Here is a 14656-nt window from a genome sequence, read left to right on the forward strand (position 1 = left end):
GCTCAATGGCCAAGATGCGCCATTCCCGGTGGAAAATAAAGTGACTGCCCATATCTGCGCAGAGAGTATCAGGGTAGGCAACCTCCCTTGCTGTCCTCCATGGCCCTATGCTGGATACTTATCCAGTTATTCTTTATGCTATGACCCAATTTGCAAGAGTCTGCGTGGCGAGGAAGAGAACATGATCGGTCGCTTGAGAGGCGTCATCATCGAGAAACAACCCCCTGAGGTGCTGATCGAAGTAGGGGGCCTGGGTTATGAAGTGCACATGCCCATGAGCTGCTTCTATGATCTGCCCGAGCTCGGGAAGGAAGCTGTCATTCACACCCACTTCGTGGTGCGCGAAGATGCCCAGCTGCTCTATGGCTTCAACCACAAGCAGGAGCGGGCGCTGTTTCGCGAGCTGATCAAGACCAACGGGGTCGGCCCCAAACTGGCGCTGGCCATCCTCTCCGGCATGACGGCCACCCAGTTTGTGATGAGCGTCGAGCGCGAGGAGATAAGTTCTCTGGTCAAGCTGCCCGGCGTGGGCAAGAAGACCGCCGAGCGGCTGGTGGTGGAGATGAAGGACCGCCTCAAGGGTTGGGTCAGTCACGATCTCTTCTCCCCTGCCGCCATCAGCTTGCCCGCCCAGGAGAGCCAGCTGCGCGCCCCCGATGCCAGTGAAGAGGCAGCCAGCGCCCTGGTGGCGCTCGGTTACAAGCCGCAGCAGGCGAGCCAGATCGTGGCCAAGGTGGCCAGCGAGGGCATGTCGGTGGAAGCCATCATCCGTGAATCCCTGCGCAGCCTGGTGTGAGGATGACAATGAAGCAAGCGGACCATCCCGGGTCACTCTACTGTGACCACGGGGATGCAGAGCGTGAGGTAGTGCATGATTGAAGCGGATCGTCTCATCTCGGCCGGTGCCGCCCGCGAGGACGAGGTCATCGACAGGGCCATCCGGCCCAAGAAGCTGGCGGATTACACCGGGCAGGATCATGTCTGCGACCAGATGGAGATCTTCATCGAGGCCGCCCGCCAGCGCGGGGAGGCCCTGGATCACCTGCTGATCTTCGGCCCGCCCGGGCTCGGCAAGACCACGCTGGCCAACATAGTGGCCAACGAGATGGGGGTCAACATCAAGACCACCTCGGGCCCCGTGCTGGAGAAGGCGGGGGATCTCGCCGCGTTGCTCACCAACCTCGAACCGAACGATGTGCTCTTCATCGACGAAATCCACCGCCTCAGCCCAGTGGTGGAGGAGGTGCTCTATCCGGCCATGGAGGATTACCAGCTCGACATCATGATAGGAGAGGGGCCTGCCGCCCGCTCCATCAAGCTCGATCTGCCTCCCTTCACCCTGATCGGGGCTACCACCCGGGCCGGCTCCCTGACCAGCCCCCTGCGTGACCGTTTCGGGATAGTGCAACGTCTCGAGTTCTACAACGTCAAGGATCTCACCGACATCGTCTCCCGCAGCGCCCGCTGCCTCGGGCTCGACATGTCGGGAGACGGTGCGCTGGAGGTGGCTCGCCGCTCCCGGGGGACCCCGCGGATTGCTAACCGTCTGTTAAGACGGGTGCGGGATTTCGCCCAGGTGAAATCCGATGGTCGCATTGATGGACCCATAGCGGCCCGTGCCATGGACATGCTGGATGTGGACAATGAGGGGTTCGACTTCATGGACCGCAAGCTATTGTTGGCCGTCATCGACAAGTTTATGGGGGGCCCCGTGGGGCTCGACAACCTGGCCGCCGCCATAGGGGAAGAGAAGGACACCATAGAGGATGTGCTGGAGCCTTATCTGATCCAGCAAGGCTATCTGCAACGTACACCCAGAGGGCGGATCGCGACACCGAGAGCTTATGCGCACTTTGGCCTGCAACGGCCAGATGAGCAGTAAAAGCAGCCTTTTGAACGACAAACCGCCCCCAAGGGCGGTTTTTTATTATCCGGGCAAAAAAAAGCCCACGGCGGATGCGGTGGGCAAAGACAATTCAGGATGGATGTTCACAGACAGTGAGTGCGTCTGCAGACCGGTCGGGAAAACACAAAGGAGCCGTCGCGAGGCCTCAGAGTCGGTTCATTTGATAGAGTTGAACGAACGAAAGCTTGTAGTAACGGATGGTCTTGGCAACAAACTTTTTCATCATTAATCCCAACAAACAGGTTCGAAATGTTCATCGAATACGTACCGGGAACCCGGAATGACCGGCCTGTATCCAGAGGTGTGCCCTCACTGCGAGGCGCATTGTAGGAGCTCTTGCCGGGCCGGACAAACAAGAAAATCTATGTGTTTAGGATTAGATAAATTAATGATTTTGTGAGGCGGGCCAATCCGCATAAACATGTGTTTTTGCTGGTTTTAAATTGATTTCATGATGGCCTGCATCATTCTTGAAATACCGGATTGATAAGGATGAGCCTGCTCATCTCGTCTATTTGTTTAACAGAATTGAAACTATTTTGACGAGAGTTAAAATTGATTTAAATCAAGTATTTACGGTTTAATGTTTTTTGTGAGCAAGCTCCCAAAATTAATGGGAAACGGCTTGTAAGTTGCCTTGAAAAGGCATGTATTGATGATGGGTTTACATTGATTTCAATCAAATAAAGATGATATAAAACAGCCATCATTATAGGCGAGAATAGAACTGCAGTTAATGTTTACCAGATGTTAAACATTAGCTTTTTTTGTTCCTCTATATTGCCTTGTTGTTAATGTGGTGGCAGTCGAATCCGGTCAGTCCGCGAGGGGTGATCGACCATTCGGGGACTTCCAATGGAAGCTTTGTCCTTAAAACTTAAAATAGCCGTGCCAATAATCGGTGAGGAAACATCATGATTGCTGAGCATGTGGTAGACCTATCGCGGTTCCAATTCGCTGCGACGGCCCTTTATCACTTCCTGTTTGTACCCCTGACGCTGGGAATGGCCTTCATTCTGGCGATCATGGAGTCTGTCTATGTGATGACCAACAACACAGTGTACCGGGACATGACCAAGTTCTGGGGCAAGTTATTTGGTATCAACTTCGCCCTTGGGGTTACCACCGGGCTCACCATGGAGTTTCAGTTCGGTACCAACTGGGCTTACTACTCCCACTATGTCGGCGATATCTTCGGGGCCCCGCTGGCCATCGAAGGCTTGATGGCCTTCTTCCTGGAGTCCACCTTCGTCGGCATGTTCTTCTTCGGTTGGGATCGCCTCACCAAGCGCCAGCATCTGGCGGCAACCTGGCTGATGGCACTCGGGACCAACCTCTCCGCTCTCTGGATCCTGGTCGCCAACGGCTGGATGCAGAACCCGGTCGGTGCCGAATTCAACTTCGAATCCATGCGGATGGAGATGGTGAGTTTCGCCGATCTGGTGTTCAACCCGGTTGCTCAGGTCAAGTTCGTCCACACAGTGGCGGCGGGCTACACCACGGGCGCCATGTTCGTGCTGGGCATCTCCTCCTACTACCTGCTGAAGAATCGTGATGTGGCCTTCGCCCGTCGCTCCTTCGCCATCGCGGCCGCATTCGGCATGGCCTCCATCCTCTCCGTGCTGGTGCTGGGTGACGAGTCAGGCTACGAGACCGGGGAAGTGCAGAAGGTGAAGCTGGCGGCCATCGAGGCCGAGTGGAACACCGAGCCGGCCCCCGCGTCCTTCACCCTGTTCGGCATTCCGAACCAGGAAGAGATGCGCACCGACTACGCCATCAAGATCCCTTACGCCCTCGGCATCATAGCGACCCGTTCCCTGGACGGTCAGGTGACCGGTCTCAAGGATCTGAAGAGCGAGCATGAAGTGCGCGTGCGCAGCGGCATGACCGCCTACGATCTGCTGACCAAGCTGCAATCTGGCGACAAGTCAGACGAGACCCGCGCTCGCTTCGACGAAGTGAAGCAGGATCTGGGCTACGGTCTGCTGCTCAAGCGTTACACCCCTAACGTGACCGACGCGACAGACGATCAGATCAAGGCCGCCGTGGATGACTCCATCCCGCAGGTGCTGCCGCTGTTCTTCGCCTTCCGCATCATGGTTGCCTGCGGCATGTTGATGCTGGTGCTGATCGGTCTGGCCTTCTATGACAGCACTCGCCACAAGATCGGTGAGCGCAAGTGGTTGCTCAAGGCGCTGCTGTACGGCATCCCGCTGCCCTGGATCGCCATCGAGGCGGGCTGGTTTGTCGCCGAGTACGGTCGTCAACCCTGGACCATAGCCGAGATGCTGCCGACCTCAGTCTCCGCATCCAATATCCCTGCGTCCGAGATCTGGTTCTCCCTGATCGGGATCTGCCTGTTCTACACCGTACTGCTGATCATCGAGATGTACCTGATGTTCAAGTATGCGCGTCTGGGCCCAAGCAGCTTGAAGACGGGCAAGTACCACTTCGAACAGAGCAAGGCATAAGGAGAGTAACCCATGTTTGATTACGAAATGTTGCGTCTGGTCTGGTGGGTGTTGGTCGGCGTGCTGCTGATCGGCTTCGCCATCACCGACGGCTTCGATATGGGGGTCGGTGCCCTGCTCCCCTTCGTCGGCAAGAAGGATGTGGAGCGTCGGGTGATGCTCAACACCATGGGGCCGCACTGGGAAGGCAACCAGGTCTGGCTGGTCACCGCGGGCGGTGCCCTGTTCGCGGCCTGGCCCATGGTCTATGCGGCGGCCTTCTCCGGCTTCTACATCGCCATGATCCTGACCCTGATGGCGCTCTTCTTCCGTCCGGTCGGCTTCAAGTACCGCTCCCTGCAGGAAGGCGCCCAGTGGCGCACCAGCTGGGACTGGGCGCTGTTCGCCGGTAGTGCCATTCCCCCCGTCATCTTCGGGGTGGCCTTCGGCAACCTGCTGCAAGGGGTACCGTTCAGCTTCAACCAGTTCCTGATGCTGACCTACCACGGCAACTTCTTCGGCCTGCTCAACCCGTTCGGCCTGCTGGCCGGTCTGGTGAGCCTGTTCATGATAATGACCCAGGGCGCTGCCTGGCTGATGATGAAGACCGAAGGTGAAGTGCTGGCCCGCTCCCGTACCGCCGCCATGATCTTCTCCCTGCTGACCCTGGTGCTGTTTGCCCTGGCCGGAGTCTGGGTGAGCGGCATGGATGGCTATGTGATCGTGGGCACCGTCGCCACCGACGCCGTCACCAACCCGCTTCACAAGGAAGTGGTGGTGCAGGCCGGTGCCTGGATGCAGAACTACAACCTCTACCCCTGGATGATTGCCGCCCCCGTGCTGGGTCTGGTGATGAGCCTGCTGACCGCGCTTGCGGCCAAGCTGGGCAAGGGCTGGATGGCGTTCCTGTTCTCCTCCCTGGCCATTGCCGGCATCATACTGACCGCGGGCTTCTCCATGTTCCCGTTCGTGATGCCCTCCAGCCTGGAGCCGTCCCAGAGCCTGACCATGTGGGATGCCACCGCCTCCTTCAACACCCTCAAGGTGATGACGGTAGTCGCAGTCGTCTTCGTACCGACAGTGCTTGCTTACACCATCTGGACCTACATCAAGATGTTTGGCCGGGTGAGTAACAAGCACATCGAAGACAACCAACAATCGCTCTACTAAGAAGGTGCCCTGATATGTGGTATTTCACCTGGATCCTGGGGCTGTTGCTGGCCTGTGCGTTTGGGATCATCAATGCGCTCTGGCTGGAGCACACCGAGAACCTGGATCGTCAGATCGATGAAGACAAGTGACTGGCTTGCCCGGCTGGCCGCTCCTCTGGAGCGCCAGCCATGGCAAGGTCTGATGTTGCTGGCGGCGGCCCTGTTGGGCGTCGCCATCTTGCAGGCACCGAATCTGGTGGCCGCCAACACCAGTGACCACGGTCTCTGGCTGGCCCCCTGGCTGATGTGGGCAGTCTGCTGCGGCGTCATGCACGGACTGGGGTTCCACCCCCGCAGCCTGGTTGGCCGCGTGCTGTTTTTCCCCTGGCTCGCCTTGCCAAGCCTGTTGTACGGGCTCTGGCTGACCAGCGGGTATTACCTGCCATAAACACCGAGGGAGGCCAGACATTTTCTGCCTCCCTCTGCTTTTGTACCCCGCAGTGCGGCCGTGGTTTTGCCCCCGGCGGATCGGCCGTTATTGCCTGCCATAAAAAACAGGGGGAGATGGGATTTCCCTGTCTCCCCCTGCTTCTTTCCTATTCAGCCCTGCGCTATGATAGCCCCCCATCTGACTGTCGAATGGATCACAGATTTTTATGGGGGAAGTCTCTGAGTTTCCGGTACGTGTCTACTACGAAGACACAGACGCCGGAGGCATCGTCTACAACGCCAATTATCTCAAGTTTATGGAACGGGCTCGCACCGAGTTCCTGCGCGCCGGCGACATCGAGCAAGATGTCCTGTTGCAGGCGGGGATCGCCTTCGTGGTGAGTCGCACCGAGATCGATTTCCGCTCCGCGGCCCGCTTCAATGAACTGCTGACCGTATTGACGCAAGTGACTGAAGTGAAACGTGCTTCCATGCGCTTTTCACAGCAGATCCTGGCGGCTGATGGACGACTGATCACCCAGGCCATGGTACAGATTGCCTGTGTCAGTCATCCGCAAATGAAACCTGTTGCAATACCTGAAAAAATCAAGGGAGTGCTGTTAAGTGCACGCTGAAATTTCGTTTATTGGTCTGTTCTGGCAAGCCAGTCTGCTGGTGAAACTGGTCATGATGACCCTGATGGGCATGTCGGTCGTCTCCTGGGCGCTGATCATCCAGCGTTCCAAGGTCATCAAGGCGGCCAACCTCGCCTCTGAGCAGTTTGAAGACAGATTCTGGTCCGGCGTCGACCTCAACCGTCTCTATCAGGAGTCCTCTTCCCGCCGTGATGACATCGAAGGCATGGAAGACATCTTCTATTCCGGCTTCAAGGAGTATGCCCGCCTGCTCAAGGCCGGCGCCCGTGGCCAGGATGCGGTGATGGACGGTACCTATCGTGCCATGCGCGTCTCGCTGTCCCGTGCGGTGGACGAGCTGGAATCCAACCTGCCAGTGCTGGCAACCGTCGGCTCCATCAGCCCCTATATCGGCCTGTTTGGTACCGTATGGGGCATCATGAACGCCTTTATTGCCTTGGGTCAGGTGCAGCAGGCGACCCTGCAGATGGTGGCGCCGGGCATCGCGGAGGCGCTGATCGCCACCGCCATGGGTCTGTTCGCGGCCATTCCCGCTGTTATTTTCTATAACAGATTCACCAACAAGGTAGAGAAGCTGGAGAACGCCTACGCCAACTTCATGGACGAGTTCACCACCATACTGAACCGTCAGATTGCACAGCAGCAGGGTGACAAGTAAATGCAAACCTATCAGCGGATCCGGCGCAAGAAGGTCGCCGAGATCAACGTGGTGCCCTATATCGACGTCATGCTGGTGCTGCTCATCATCTTCATGGCGGTGACGCCGGTGATCACGCAAGGGGTCAAGGTGGACCTGCCCCAGGCCGAGTCCGAGCAGTTGCCCGAGGACGCCAAGCCCCCCTTCATCGTCAGCGTCAACACCGAGGGTGAGTACGTCATCAAGGCCGGTGAGGCGGATGACGAGCCAGTGCCAAGTGGCACGCCCGAGGCGATGCAGCAATACATCACCGAGAAGGCCATGGGTTATCTGGCCATCAACCAGAACGCTCCCGTGGTGGTGGCGGGTGACAAGTCCGTGCGTTACGAAGAGGTGATCCTGCTGATGGTGGCCCTCAAGAAAGCCGGTGTGCCTCAGGTTGGCCTGATGACGGATCCGGTGAACTGACGGAGATGGATGTGAAGCGTGGTATTTCCGGTTATCTCGTCGCGTCGCTGCTGCTGCATCTGATCATCGGCATCATACTGCTGGTCGGCGTCGACTTCAGCAAGCCCAAGCGCCCCGAGTCGAAGGGACAGATCGTCAATGCAGTGATGCTGGACAGCGAGTTCCTGGAGCAACAGGCACAGCAGATCCAGCAGCAGAAAGCTCAGCCCAAGGCTGCCCAGCAGCAGAAAGAGAAGGACAAGGAAGACGCCGATCAGGCCCGGCGCGAGCTGGCGAAGGAGCAGGAGCGTCTGCGCATCGCCGAAACCAAGCGCAAGGAGGCCGAGGAGGCCACCCGCAAGGCCGAGACCGAGAAGCAGAAGAAGGTAGCCGAACAGAAGCAGGCGGAAGAGAAGGCCCAGAAGGCCGAGGAAGCCCGCAAGCTGGAGGCGCAGAAGGCCAAGCAGGCTGACGCCAAGCGCCAGGAAGAAGAACTCGCCAAGGCGTTGGCGCTCAAGAAAAAGAAAGAAGAGCTGGAGAAGAAGCAGGCCGAAGAGAAAGCCAAGGCAAAGGCGGATGCGGCCAAGAAGGCTGAAGCCGACAAGAAGGCCAAGGCCGAGGCTGAGAAGAAAGCCAAGGCGGAAGCCGAGAAGAAGGCCAAGGCTGAGGCAGAGAAAAAGGCCGCAGATGAAGCCGCCAAGAAGGCAAAAGCTGACGCAGAGAAGAAGGCGAAGGCCGAGGCTGACAAGAAGGCCAAGATAGAGGCGGAGCGCAAGCGCAAGGCGGCCGAAGAGGCCAAGTTGCAGAAAGAGATGGAAGCCATGATGCAGCAGCAGCTGGAGGCTGAGGCCAATTCCCGCAGCCAGGCCGCATCGGCTGCCGCCAAGGGGGAGGTCGACAAGTACGCCGCTCTCATCAAGGCAACGGTCGAGCGCTATATGATTTTGGATCCCACCATGCGGGGCAAAACCTGTACTATCGGTGTCAAATTGGCCAGTACCGGCTTCGTCATTTCGGTGGACAACGGCCAGGGTGACCCGGCGGTCTGCCGCTCCGGCAAGGCTGCCGTGCTGAAGGCGAATCAGTTGCCGGTGCCGAAGGATCCGGCGGCGTTCGAGATGTTGAAGGAGTTTAACCTCAAGTTAGAACCTAGCATCTAGACGTGATAAAACGGGGTCATTGACCGTGGTTGGCAGCATCTGCTGATAAAGGAATTTCACCTCTCATTTTTATTGGAACAGAGTATTTAAGCCATGATAAGAAAAGTGTTTTTTGCTTTGGTTGGCTGCCTTCTGCTAGGCCAGAGCGCTCAGGCGGCCTTGGACATCGTCATCACCGGCGGTATTGACAGTGCGCGCCCCATCGCCATCGCCCCCTTCAAGTGGGAAGGTAATGGTCAACTGCCACAGGACATCGCCGAGGTGGTCTCCAACGACCTGATGCGCAGCGGCAAGTTCAAGCCGCTGGCCCGTGGCCAGATGCCGCAGACCCCGAGCAGCAGTGGCGAGATCAACTTCGCCCCCTGGGCGTCCCAGGGTGTGGAGGCCGTGGTGGTCGGTTCCATCGCGGCGGTGGGTGATGGCACCTACAAGATCAACTTCGAGCTGGTCGATGTGCTGAAGGGCCAGCTGGCCAAGACCCAGGGCGGGGAAGCGAACGGTTACATCCTCGACAGCCGCATGGCGACCATACCGGGTGCCCAGATGCGCCAGTTCGCCCACCGCATCTCCGACATCGTCTACGAGCGTCTGACCGGTGAGCGTGGTGCCTTCCTGACCCGTCTGGCCTATGTCTCCGTCCAGCAGGGCACCCAGTTCCCGTACCAGCTGCGTATCTCCGATTACGATGGCTACAACGAGAAGACTCTGCTGCGCTCCCGCGAGCCGCTGATGTCACCGGCCTGGTCGCCGGATGGCAGCAAGCTGGCCTATGTGAGTTTCGAGAACCAGAAGTCCGAAATCTATGTGCAGGATATCTATACCCAGCAACGCAGTCTGATCACCAGTTTCCGCGGCATCAACGGTGCCCCCGAGTGGTCACCAGATGGTCGCCGTTTGGCTATTGTTTTGTCCAAAGATGGGCAGCCTGATCTCTATGTTGTTGATGTTGCTAGCAAGCAACTCACTCGAGTCACAAATAACCGTACCATAGACACCGAACCCTCCTGGATGCCGGACGGTCAAACTTTGCTGTTCACCTCTGAACGTGGTGGCAAACCCCAGATTTATAGCGTAAATTTGGCGACTGGCGTCACTCGCCGGATGACCTGGGAAGGGGATTCCAACCAAGGTGCATCCATCACGCCGGACGGCAAGTCCATGGTGGTGGTGACCCGGGTTCAGGGACAATATCGCATCGCTCGCCAGGATATGGAAAACGGAGCCATGTTGGTACTGACCCAGAGTGCTCTCGATGAGTCGCCAAGTGTGGCTCCCAATGGCAGCATGATCATTTATGCCACCATCTATCAGGGTCGTAAGAGTCTTGCGTTGGTGTCGACCGATGGTCGCTTCAAGGCAGTGCTTCCGACCAGTAGCGGTGAAATTCGTGCACCAGCTTGGTCGCCCTTCTTGAATTGATAAAAAAATCGATTGTTTTTTGTTTTGTTATAAAGGTTTAAGGAAATAGCATGCAACTCAATAAACTGCTCAAGGGTCTGGCCATCGCACTGCCACTGTTCACCCTGGCTGCCTGTAGTTCTTCTTCCGACTCCGACGCCGCTGGCGCCGAGTCTGGCATGACCGACGGCATGGGCGGTGTACAAACCGGTGGCGCCAACGGCATGTTGTCCCCGGAAGAGCAGATGCGTCAGAAGTTCGAAGCTCTGCAGCGCGATAACGTGATCTACTTCCCGTACGATGGTTACGACATTCAGGGTCAGTACGCCGACCTGCTGGATGCCCATGCCAGCTACCTGCGTGAGCGTCCGAGCGTCAAGGTTTTGATCGAAGGCCACGCCGATGAGCGCGGTACTCCGGAATACAACATCGCCTTGGGCGAGCGTCGTGCCAAGGCCGTTGCCAAGTATCTGCAAACCCTGGGTGTGCAGGCCGAGCAGCTCTCCATCGTCAGCTATGGCGAAGAGAAGCCGCTGGATCTGTCCCACACCGAGGATGCCTTTGCCAAAAACCGCCGTGCGGTTCTGGTTTACTAAGGTTTGAATCGAACGAAGTTCGTTTATATGCAAGCGGCCATTTCGATGGCCGTTTTATTTGCACTAAACGCCAAGGTTTGATCCGAATGAAATCTGTATAAGCGAGCGACTATGGCGCTGGCCGTTTTATTTGCACTAAACGCTAAGGTTTGATCCGAATGAAATCTGTGTACAAGCAAGCTGTTGTTGCGCTGGCCGTATTGGTTGCTCTGAATGCGCATGCGGCGGCTCCTGTCAGCGATCTGGGCGGTGACTCGGGTGGTGGGGTTGTCCTTAGCGGCAACAACGGTGCCATAGTGCCCACGGGCAGCCTGGAAGACAGGGTCGCCCTGCTGGAGCGCACCCTGAACGCCCGTCTGCGCCTGCAGGCCGAGCTGCAGCAACAGGTCGACTCCCTGCAAGGGGAGGTCTCTGAACTGCGTGGTCAGCTGGAGCAGCAGACCTACCAGATGGAGCAGTCGCAAGAGCGTCAGCGCCAGCTCTATCAGGAGCTCGACAAGGTGGCCAACAGCCAGCCTGCCGCTGCCGCGCCCGCGACTCCGGCAGCCGGCGCCACGACGCCTGCCGCAGCGGCCAACTACTCGACCAATCAGGACGAGAACCAGGCCTATGACGCAGCCGTGAACATGGTGCTCAAGGAGAAGAACTACGACAAGGCCATTCCTGCCTTCGAAGGGTTCATCAAACAGTTCCCGAGCTCCAGCTATGTTCCCAATGCGCACTACTGGCTCGGCCAGCTGATGTTCAACAAGGGTGACAGAGCCGGTGCAGCCAGCCAGTTCTCCACTGTGGCGAACAAGTACAGCAAGTCGCCCAAGCGGGCCGATGCCCTGCTGAAACTCGGCATGCTGGCGCAGCTCGACGGCAAGAAAGCGGAAGCCAAGACCTTCTATGAGCAGGTGATCAAGGGTTACCCCAATACCTCGCCGGCCCAGTTGGCCAAGCAGAGCCTCGGCAAGCTGTAACATTGCTGCATGTCACTGTTTTCGTAACAGTCTTGTAAATGCGGCTCTGCTTTGTATGCGCAGTGAGCAAACAGATTTAATTTAAGATTTTTCTATTGCGCCAGGATGATAAATCCGTAATATAGGCCGCCGTCAGAGCCGGTGCAGCAGTGCGCTCGGAACTGGTCGTGGTGAGGGTCGTTAGCTCAGTCGGTAGAGCAGTTGACTTTTAATCAATTGGTCGCTGGTTCGAATCCAGCACGACCCACCATTTCTTCACAATGGGTGAAGACAGAATTCCCAGGTCGTTTAGCTCAGCTGGGAGAGCACCTCCCTTACAAGGAGGGGGTCACTGGTTCGAGCCCAGTAACGACCACCAGTTTTAACGCGGTCTGCCACGGCAGGCGGTGACAGGTTCAAGGTGTGGGTCGTTAGCTCAGTTGGTAGAGCAGTTGACTCTTAATCAATTGGTCGCTGGTTCGAACCCAGCACGACCCACCAATCTTGACCACAGAGTATCCCAGGTCGTTTAGCTCAGCTGGGAGAGCACCTCCCTTACAAGGAGGGGGTCACTGGTTCGAGCCCAGTAACGACCACCATGTTTTGAAAAAATGATACAGATGGGTCGTTAGCTCAGTCGGTAGAGCAGTTGACTTTTAATCAATTGGTCGCTGGTTCGAATCCAGCACGACCCACCATCATTTAGCCATATCCCAGGTCGTTTAGCTCAGCTGGGAGAGCACCTCCCTTACAAGGAGGGGGTCACTGGTTCGAGCCCAGTAACGACCACCACTTTCTTGAAATAGAAAGAAAAAATGATACAGATGGGTCGTTAGCTCAGTCGGTAGAGCAGTTGACTTTTAATCAATTGGTCGCTGGTTCGAATCCAGCACGACCCACCATCATTTAGCCATATCCCAGGTCGTTTAGCTCAGCTGGGAGAGCACCTCCCTTACAAGGAGGGGGTCACTGGTTCGAGCCCAGTAACGACCACCACTTTCTTGAAATAGAAAGAAAAAATGATACAGATGGGTCGTTAGCTCAGTCGGTAGAGCAGTTGACTTTTAATCAATTGGTCGCTGGTTCGAATCCAGCACGACCCACCATCATTTAGCCATATCCCAGGTCGTTTAGCTCAGCTGGGAGAGCACCTCCCTTACAAGGAGGGGGTCACTGGTTCGAGCCCAGTAACGACCACCACTTTCTTGAAATAGAAAGAAAAAATGATACAGATGGGTCGTTAGCTCAGTCGGTAGAGCAGTTGACTTTTAATCAATTGGTCGCTGGTTCGAATCCAGCACGACCCACCATCATTTAGCCATATCCCAGGTCGTTTAGCTCAGCTGGGAGAGCACCTCCCTTACAAGGAGGGGGTCACTGGTTCGAGCCCAGTAACGACCACCATGCTTTGAAAAAAATGATACAGATGGGTCGTTAGCTCAGTCGGTAGAGCAGTTGACTTTTAATCAATTGGTCGCTGGTTCGAATCCAGCACGACCCACCATCATTTAGCCTTATCCCAGGTCGTTTAGCTCAGCTGGGAGAGCACCTCCCTTACAAGGAGGGGGTCACTGGTTCGAGCCCAGTAACGACCACCATGACTTGCAAACAAGAAGGCCCGCACTCCAGTGCGGGCCTTCTTGTTTTAGCTGCAGCTGGCTCCCTGTCTGGTGATCGCGATTTGTTGATGGGTTTGTGCGCGGCTTCTGGTTATAATTTTGGCCTTTCCAAGCGTTGATGGAACAGTCGCAATGAGCAATGCACTGATCAGTGTCCCTCCGGTCATCGAGATGGACTATCCCTTTCCGGTCAAACCGGCTCCCCTGACTGCCGAACAGAAGGCGGCCCTGATCATCGAGATCAAGGCGCTGCTCGAGGCGCGTCAGGCCGTGCTGGTTGCCCACTATTACACGGATCCCGAGATCCAGGCGCTGGCCGAGGCCACCGGCGGTTTCGTCGGCGACTCCCTCGAGATGGCTCGCTTCGGTCGTGATCACGCCGCCCAGACCCTGATCGTGGCCGGTGTGCGCTTCATGGGGGAAACCTCCAAGATCCTGAGCCCGCACAAGCGGGTGCTGATGCCGACCCTGGAGGCTGAGTGCTCCCTGGATCTGGGCTGCCCCATCGACCAGTTCTCCGCCTTCTGCGATGCCCATCCCGACCATATAGTTGTGGTCTATGCCAATACCTCGGCGGCGGTGAAAGCCCGGGCCGACTGGGTGGTCACCTCCAGCATAGCGCTCGAGATAGTCGAGCACCTGGACAGCCAGGGCCACAAGATCATCTGGGGTCCGGACAGACACCTGGGTGCCTACATCGAGAAGAAGACGGGCGCCGAGATGCTGCGCTGGCAGGGTCACTGCATAGTCCATGACGAGTTCAAGGCCAAGGCCCTGCGCGAGCTCAAGGCCCAGAACCCGGACGCGGCCGTGCTGGTGCACCCGGAGTCCCCGGCTTCCGTCATCGAACTGGCTGATGCGGTGGGTTCTACCAGCCAACTCATCAAGGCGGCCCGTGAGCTGCCCCAGCAGAAGCTGATAGTGGCGACCGATCGCGGCATCTTCTACAAGATGCAGCAGGCCTGCCCGGACAAGGAGATGGTGGAGGCACCGACCGGTGGTGATGGTGCCACCTGCCGCAGCTGCGCCCACTGTCCCTGGATGGCGATGAACGGTCTGGTTGCGATCAAGGAGGCACTGACCGATGGCGCCGAGCGTCACGAGATCCTGGTGGATGAGGAGTTGCGAGTGAAGGCACTGATCCCGCTGGATCGCATGCTGAACTTCGCTGCCGAGCTCAAGCTAAAGACCCAGGGTAACGCCTGAGTGTGCGAAGCATTGAATAGAAAGGCTGAATAGAAGAGGGCACCCGTTGGGGTGCCC

General features: G+C 57.3%; 14 protein-coding genes and 14 tRNA genes. All 28 read left to right on the forward strand.

Annotated features, from left to right (window positions below):
- Window positions 1-181: 181 nt before the first annotated feature.
- The gene (ruvA, locus tag OC537_RS19100) at window positions 182-796 is read left to right on the forward strand and encodes a Holliday junction branch migration protein RuvA (RefSeq protein WP_043128860.1); all 615 of its coding nucleotides are present in this window, start codon (window positions 182-184) and stop codon (window positions 794-796) included.
- A gap of 75 nt (window positions 797-871) precedes the next feature.
- Window positions 872-1882 (forward strand): Holliday junction branch migration DNA helicase RuvB, encoded by a 1011-nt coding sequence (ruvB, locus tag OC537_RS19105; RefSeq protein ID WP_025325798.1) that lies wholly within the window; start codon window positions 872-874, stop codon window positions 1880-1882.
- A 938-nt stretch (window positions 1883-2820) separates the two neighbouring features.
- Complete coding sequence (gene cydA / locus OC537_RS19110) at window positions 2821-4377, forward strand: cytochrome ubiquinol oxidase subunit I (RefSeq protein WP_106884919.1); 1557 nt, start codon at window positions 2821-2823, stop codon at window positions 4375-4377.
- Between the two features lie 12 nt (window positions 4378-4389).
- Entirely contained in the window at window positions 4390-5526 is a 1137-nt protein-coding gene (gene cydB / locus OC537_RS19115; protein WP_262113631.1) for a cytochrome d ubiquinol oxidase subunit II, read from the forward strand.
- Window positions 5527-5540: 14 nt separating this feature from the next.
- Window positions 5541-5657 (forward strand): cytochrome bd-I oxidase subunit CydX, encoded by a 117-nt coding sequence (gene cydX, locus OC537_RS19120; RefSeq protein WP_005331536.1) that lies wholly within the window; start codon window positions 5541-5543, stop codon window positions 5655-5657.
- Window positions 5644-5955: a cyd operon YbgE family protein gene (locus OC537_RS19125; RefSeq protein ID WP_262113633.1), complete on the forward strand. Its 312-nt coding sequence runs from the start codon at window positions 5644-5646 to the stop codon at window positions 5953-5955. Before cydX ends, OC537_RS19125 begins: the two co-directional genes overlap by 14 nt.
- A gap of 208 nt (window positions 5956-6163) precedes the next feature.
- Window positions 6164-6571 carry a tol-pal system-associated acyl-CoA thioesterase gene (ybgC, locus tag OC537_RS19130; protein WP_005331541.1) on the forward strand — a complete coding sequence of 136 codons (408 nt, stop codon included), beginning with the start codon at window positions 6164-6166 and terminating at the stop codon, window positions 6569-6571.
- 1 nt (window position 6572) lies between these two features.
- Window positions 6573-7250, forward strand: a complete 678-nt coding sequence (tolQ, locus tag OC537_RS19135) for a protein TolQ (protein WP_213345242.1) — start codon at window positions 6573-6575, stop codon at window positions 7248-7250.
- Window positions 7251-7697, forward strand: a complete 447-nt coding sequence (tolR, locus tag OC537_RS19140; RefSeq protein ID WP_005331545.1) for a protein TolR — start codon at window positions 7251-7253, stop codon at window positions 7695-7697.
- Between the two features lie 5 nt (window positions 7698-7702).
- Window positions 7703-8836 (forward strand): cell envelope integrity protein TolA, encoded by a 1134-nt coding sequence (gene tolA, locus OC537_RS19145; protein ID WP_025325803.1) that lies wholly within the window; start codon window positions 7703-7705, stop codon window positions 8834-8836.
- Between the two features lie 93 nt (window positions 8837-8929).
- Entirely contained in the window at window positions 8930-10255 is a 1326-nt protein-coding gene (gene tolB / locus OC537_RS19150; RefSeq protein ID WP_041206742.1) for a Tol-Pal system beta propeller repeat protein TolB, read from the forward strand.
- A gap of 50 nt (window positions 10256-10305) precedes the next feature.
- A complete protein-coding gene (gene pal / locus OC537_RS19155; RefSeq protein WP_005331552.1) occupies window positions 10306-10830 on the forward strand; it encodes a peptidoglycan-associated lipoprotein Pal in 525 nt (174 codons plus the stop codon).
- 158 nt (window positions 10831-10988) lie between these two features.
- Entirely contained in the window at window positions 10989-11795 is an 807-nt protein-coding gene (gene ybgF, locus OC537_RS19160; RefSeq protein WP_162520034.1) for a tol-pal system protein YbgF, read from the forward strand.
- Between the two features lie 174 nt (window positions 11796-11969).
- Window positions 11970-12045: transfer RNA gene (locus tag OC537_RS19165), tRNA-Lys, on the forward strand.
- Between the two features lie 32 nt (window positions 12046-12077).
- Window positions 12078-12153 (forward strand) — tRNA-Val (locus OC537_RS19170).
- A gap of 46 nt (window positions 12154-12199) precedes the next feature.
- Window positions 12200-12275: transfer RNA gene (locus OC537_RS19175), tRNA-Lys, on the forward strand.
- Between the two features lie 22 nt (window positions 12276-12297).
- Window positions 12298-12373, forward strand: a tRNA-Val gene (locus OC537_RS19180).
- 23 nt (window positions 12374-12396) lie between these two features.
- Window positions 12397-12472 (forward strand) — tRNA-Lys (locus OC537_RS19185).
- Window positions 12473-12490: 18 nt separating this feature from the next.
- Window positions 12491-12566: transfer RNA gene (locus OC537_RS19190), tRNA-Val, on the forward strand.
- A 34-nt stretch (window positions 12567-12600) separates the two neighbouring features.
- A tRNA-Lys gene (locus tag OC537_RS19195) sits at window positions 12601-12676 on the forward strand.
- Window positions 12677-12694: 18 nt separating this feature from the next.
- Window positions 12695-12770 (forward strand) — tRNA-Val (locus OC537_RS19200).
- 34 nt (window positions 12771-12804) lie between these two features.
- Window positions 12805-12880: transfer RNA gene (locus tag OC537_RS19205), tRNA-Lys, on the forward strand.
- Between the two features lie 18 nt (window positions 12881-12898).
- Window positions 12899-12974: transfer RNA gene (locus OC537_RS19210), tRNA-Val, on the forward strand.
- A 34-nt stretch (window positions 12975-13008) separates the two neighbouring features.
- Window positions 13009-13084 (forward strand) — tRNA-Lys (locus OC537_RS19215).
- A gap of 18 nt (window positions 13085-13102) precedes the next feature.
- Window positions 13103-13178, forward strand: a tRNA-Val gene (locus OC537_RS19220).
- A 24-nt stretch (window positions 13179-13202) separates the two neighbouring features.
- A tRNA-Lys gene (locus OC537_RS19225) sits at window positions 13203-13278 on the forward strand.
- Window positions 13279-13296: 18 nt separating this feature from the next.
- Window positions 13297-13372: transfer RNA gene (locus OC537_RS19230), tRNA-Val, on the forward strand.
- Between the two features lie 153 nt (window positions 13373-13525).
- Window positions 13526-14599, forward strand: coding sequence for a quinolinate synthase NadA (gene nadA / locus OC537_RS19235; protein ID WP_162520013.1), 1074 nt, complete (start codon window positions 13526-13528; stop codon window positions 14597-14599).
- The last annotated feature ends 57 nt before the right edge of the window (window positions 14600-14656 follow it).

The organism is Aeromonas sp. Marseille-Q5825 (assembly GCF_946892685.1).
GTDB classification, from domain to species: domain Bacteria; phylum Pseudomonadota; class Gammaproteobacteria; order Enterobacterales; family Aeromonadaceae; genus Aeromonas; species Aeromonas rivipollensis.

Excerpts from the sequence above, each read along its gene's own strand:
- ruvA (WP_043128860.1), top strand. The coding sequence starts at position 182 with ATGATCGGTCGCTTGAGAGGCGTCATCATCGAGAAACAACCCCCTGAG.
- ruvB (WP_025325798.1), top strand. The coding sequence starts at position 872 with ATGATTGAAGCGGATCGTCTCATCTCGGCCGGTGCCGCCCGCGAGGAC.
- cydA (WP_106884919.1), top strand. The coding sequence starts at position 2,821 with ATGATTGCTGAGCATGTGGTAGACCTATCGCGGTTCCAATTCGCTGCG.
- cydB (WP_262113631.1), top strand. The coding sequence starts at position 4,390 with ATGTTTGATTACGAAATGTTGCGTCTGGTCTGGTGGGTGTTGGTCGGC.
- cydX (WP_005331536.1), top strand. The coding sequence starts at position 5,541 with ATGTGGTATTTCACCTGGATCCTGGGGCTGTTGCTGGCCTGTGCGTTT.
- OC537_RS19125 (WP_262113633.1), top strand. The coding sequence starts at position 5,644 with ATGAAGACAAGTGACTGGCTTGCCCGGCTGGCCGCTCCTCTGGAGCGC.
- ybgC (WP_005331541.1), top strand. The coding sequence starts at position 6,164 with ATGGGGGAAGTCTCTGAGTTTCCGGTACGTGTCTACTACGAAGACACA.
- tolR (WP_005331545.1), top strand. The coding sequence starts at position 7,251 with ATGCAAACCTATCAGCGGATCCGGCGCAAGAAGGTCGCCGAGATCAAC.
- tolA (WP_025325803.1), top strand. The coding sequence starts at position 7,703 with ATGGATGTGAAGCGTGGTATTTCCGGTTATCTCGTCGCGTCGCTGCTG.
- tolB (WP_041206742.1), top strand. The coding sequence starts at position 8,930 with ATGATAAGAAAAGTGTTTTTTGCTTTGGTTGGCTGCCTTCTGCTAGGC.
- pal (WP_005331552.1), top strand. The coding sequence starts at position 10,306 with ATGCAACTCAATAAACTGCTCAAGGGTCTGGCCATCGCACTGCCACTG.
- ybgF (WP_162520034.1), top strand. The coding sequence starts at position 10,989 with ATGAAATCTGTGTACAAGCAAGCTGTTGTTGCGCTGGCCGTATTGGTT.
- nadA (WP_162520013.1), top strand. The coding sequence starts at position 13,526 with ATGAGCAATGCACTGATCAGTGTCCCTCCGGTCATCGAGATGGACTAT.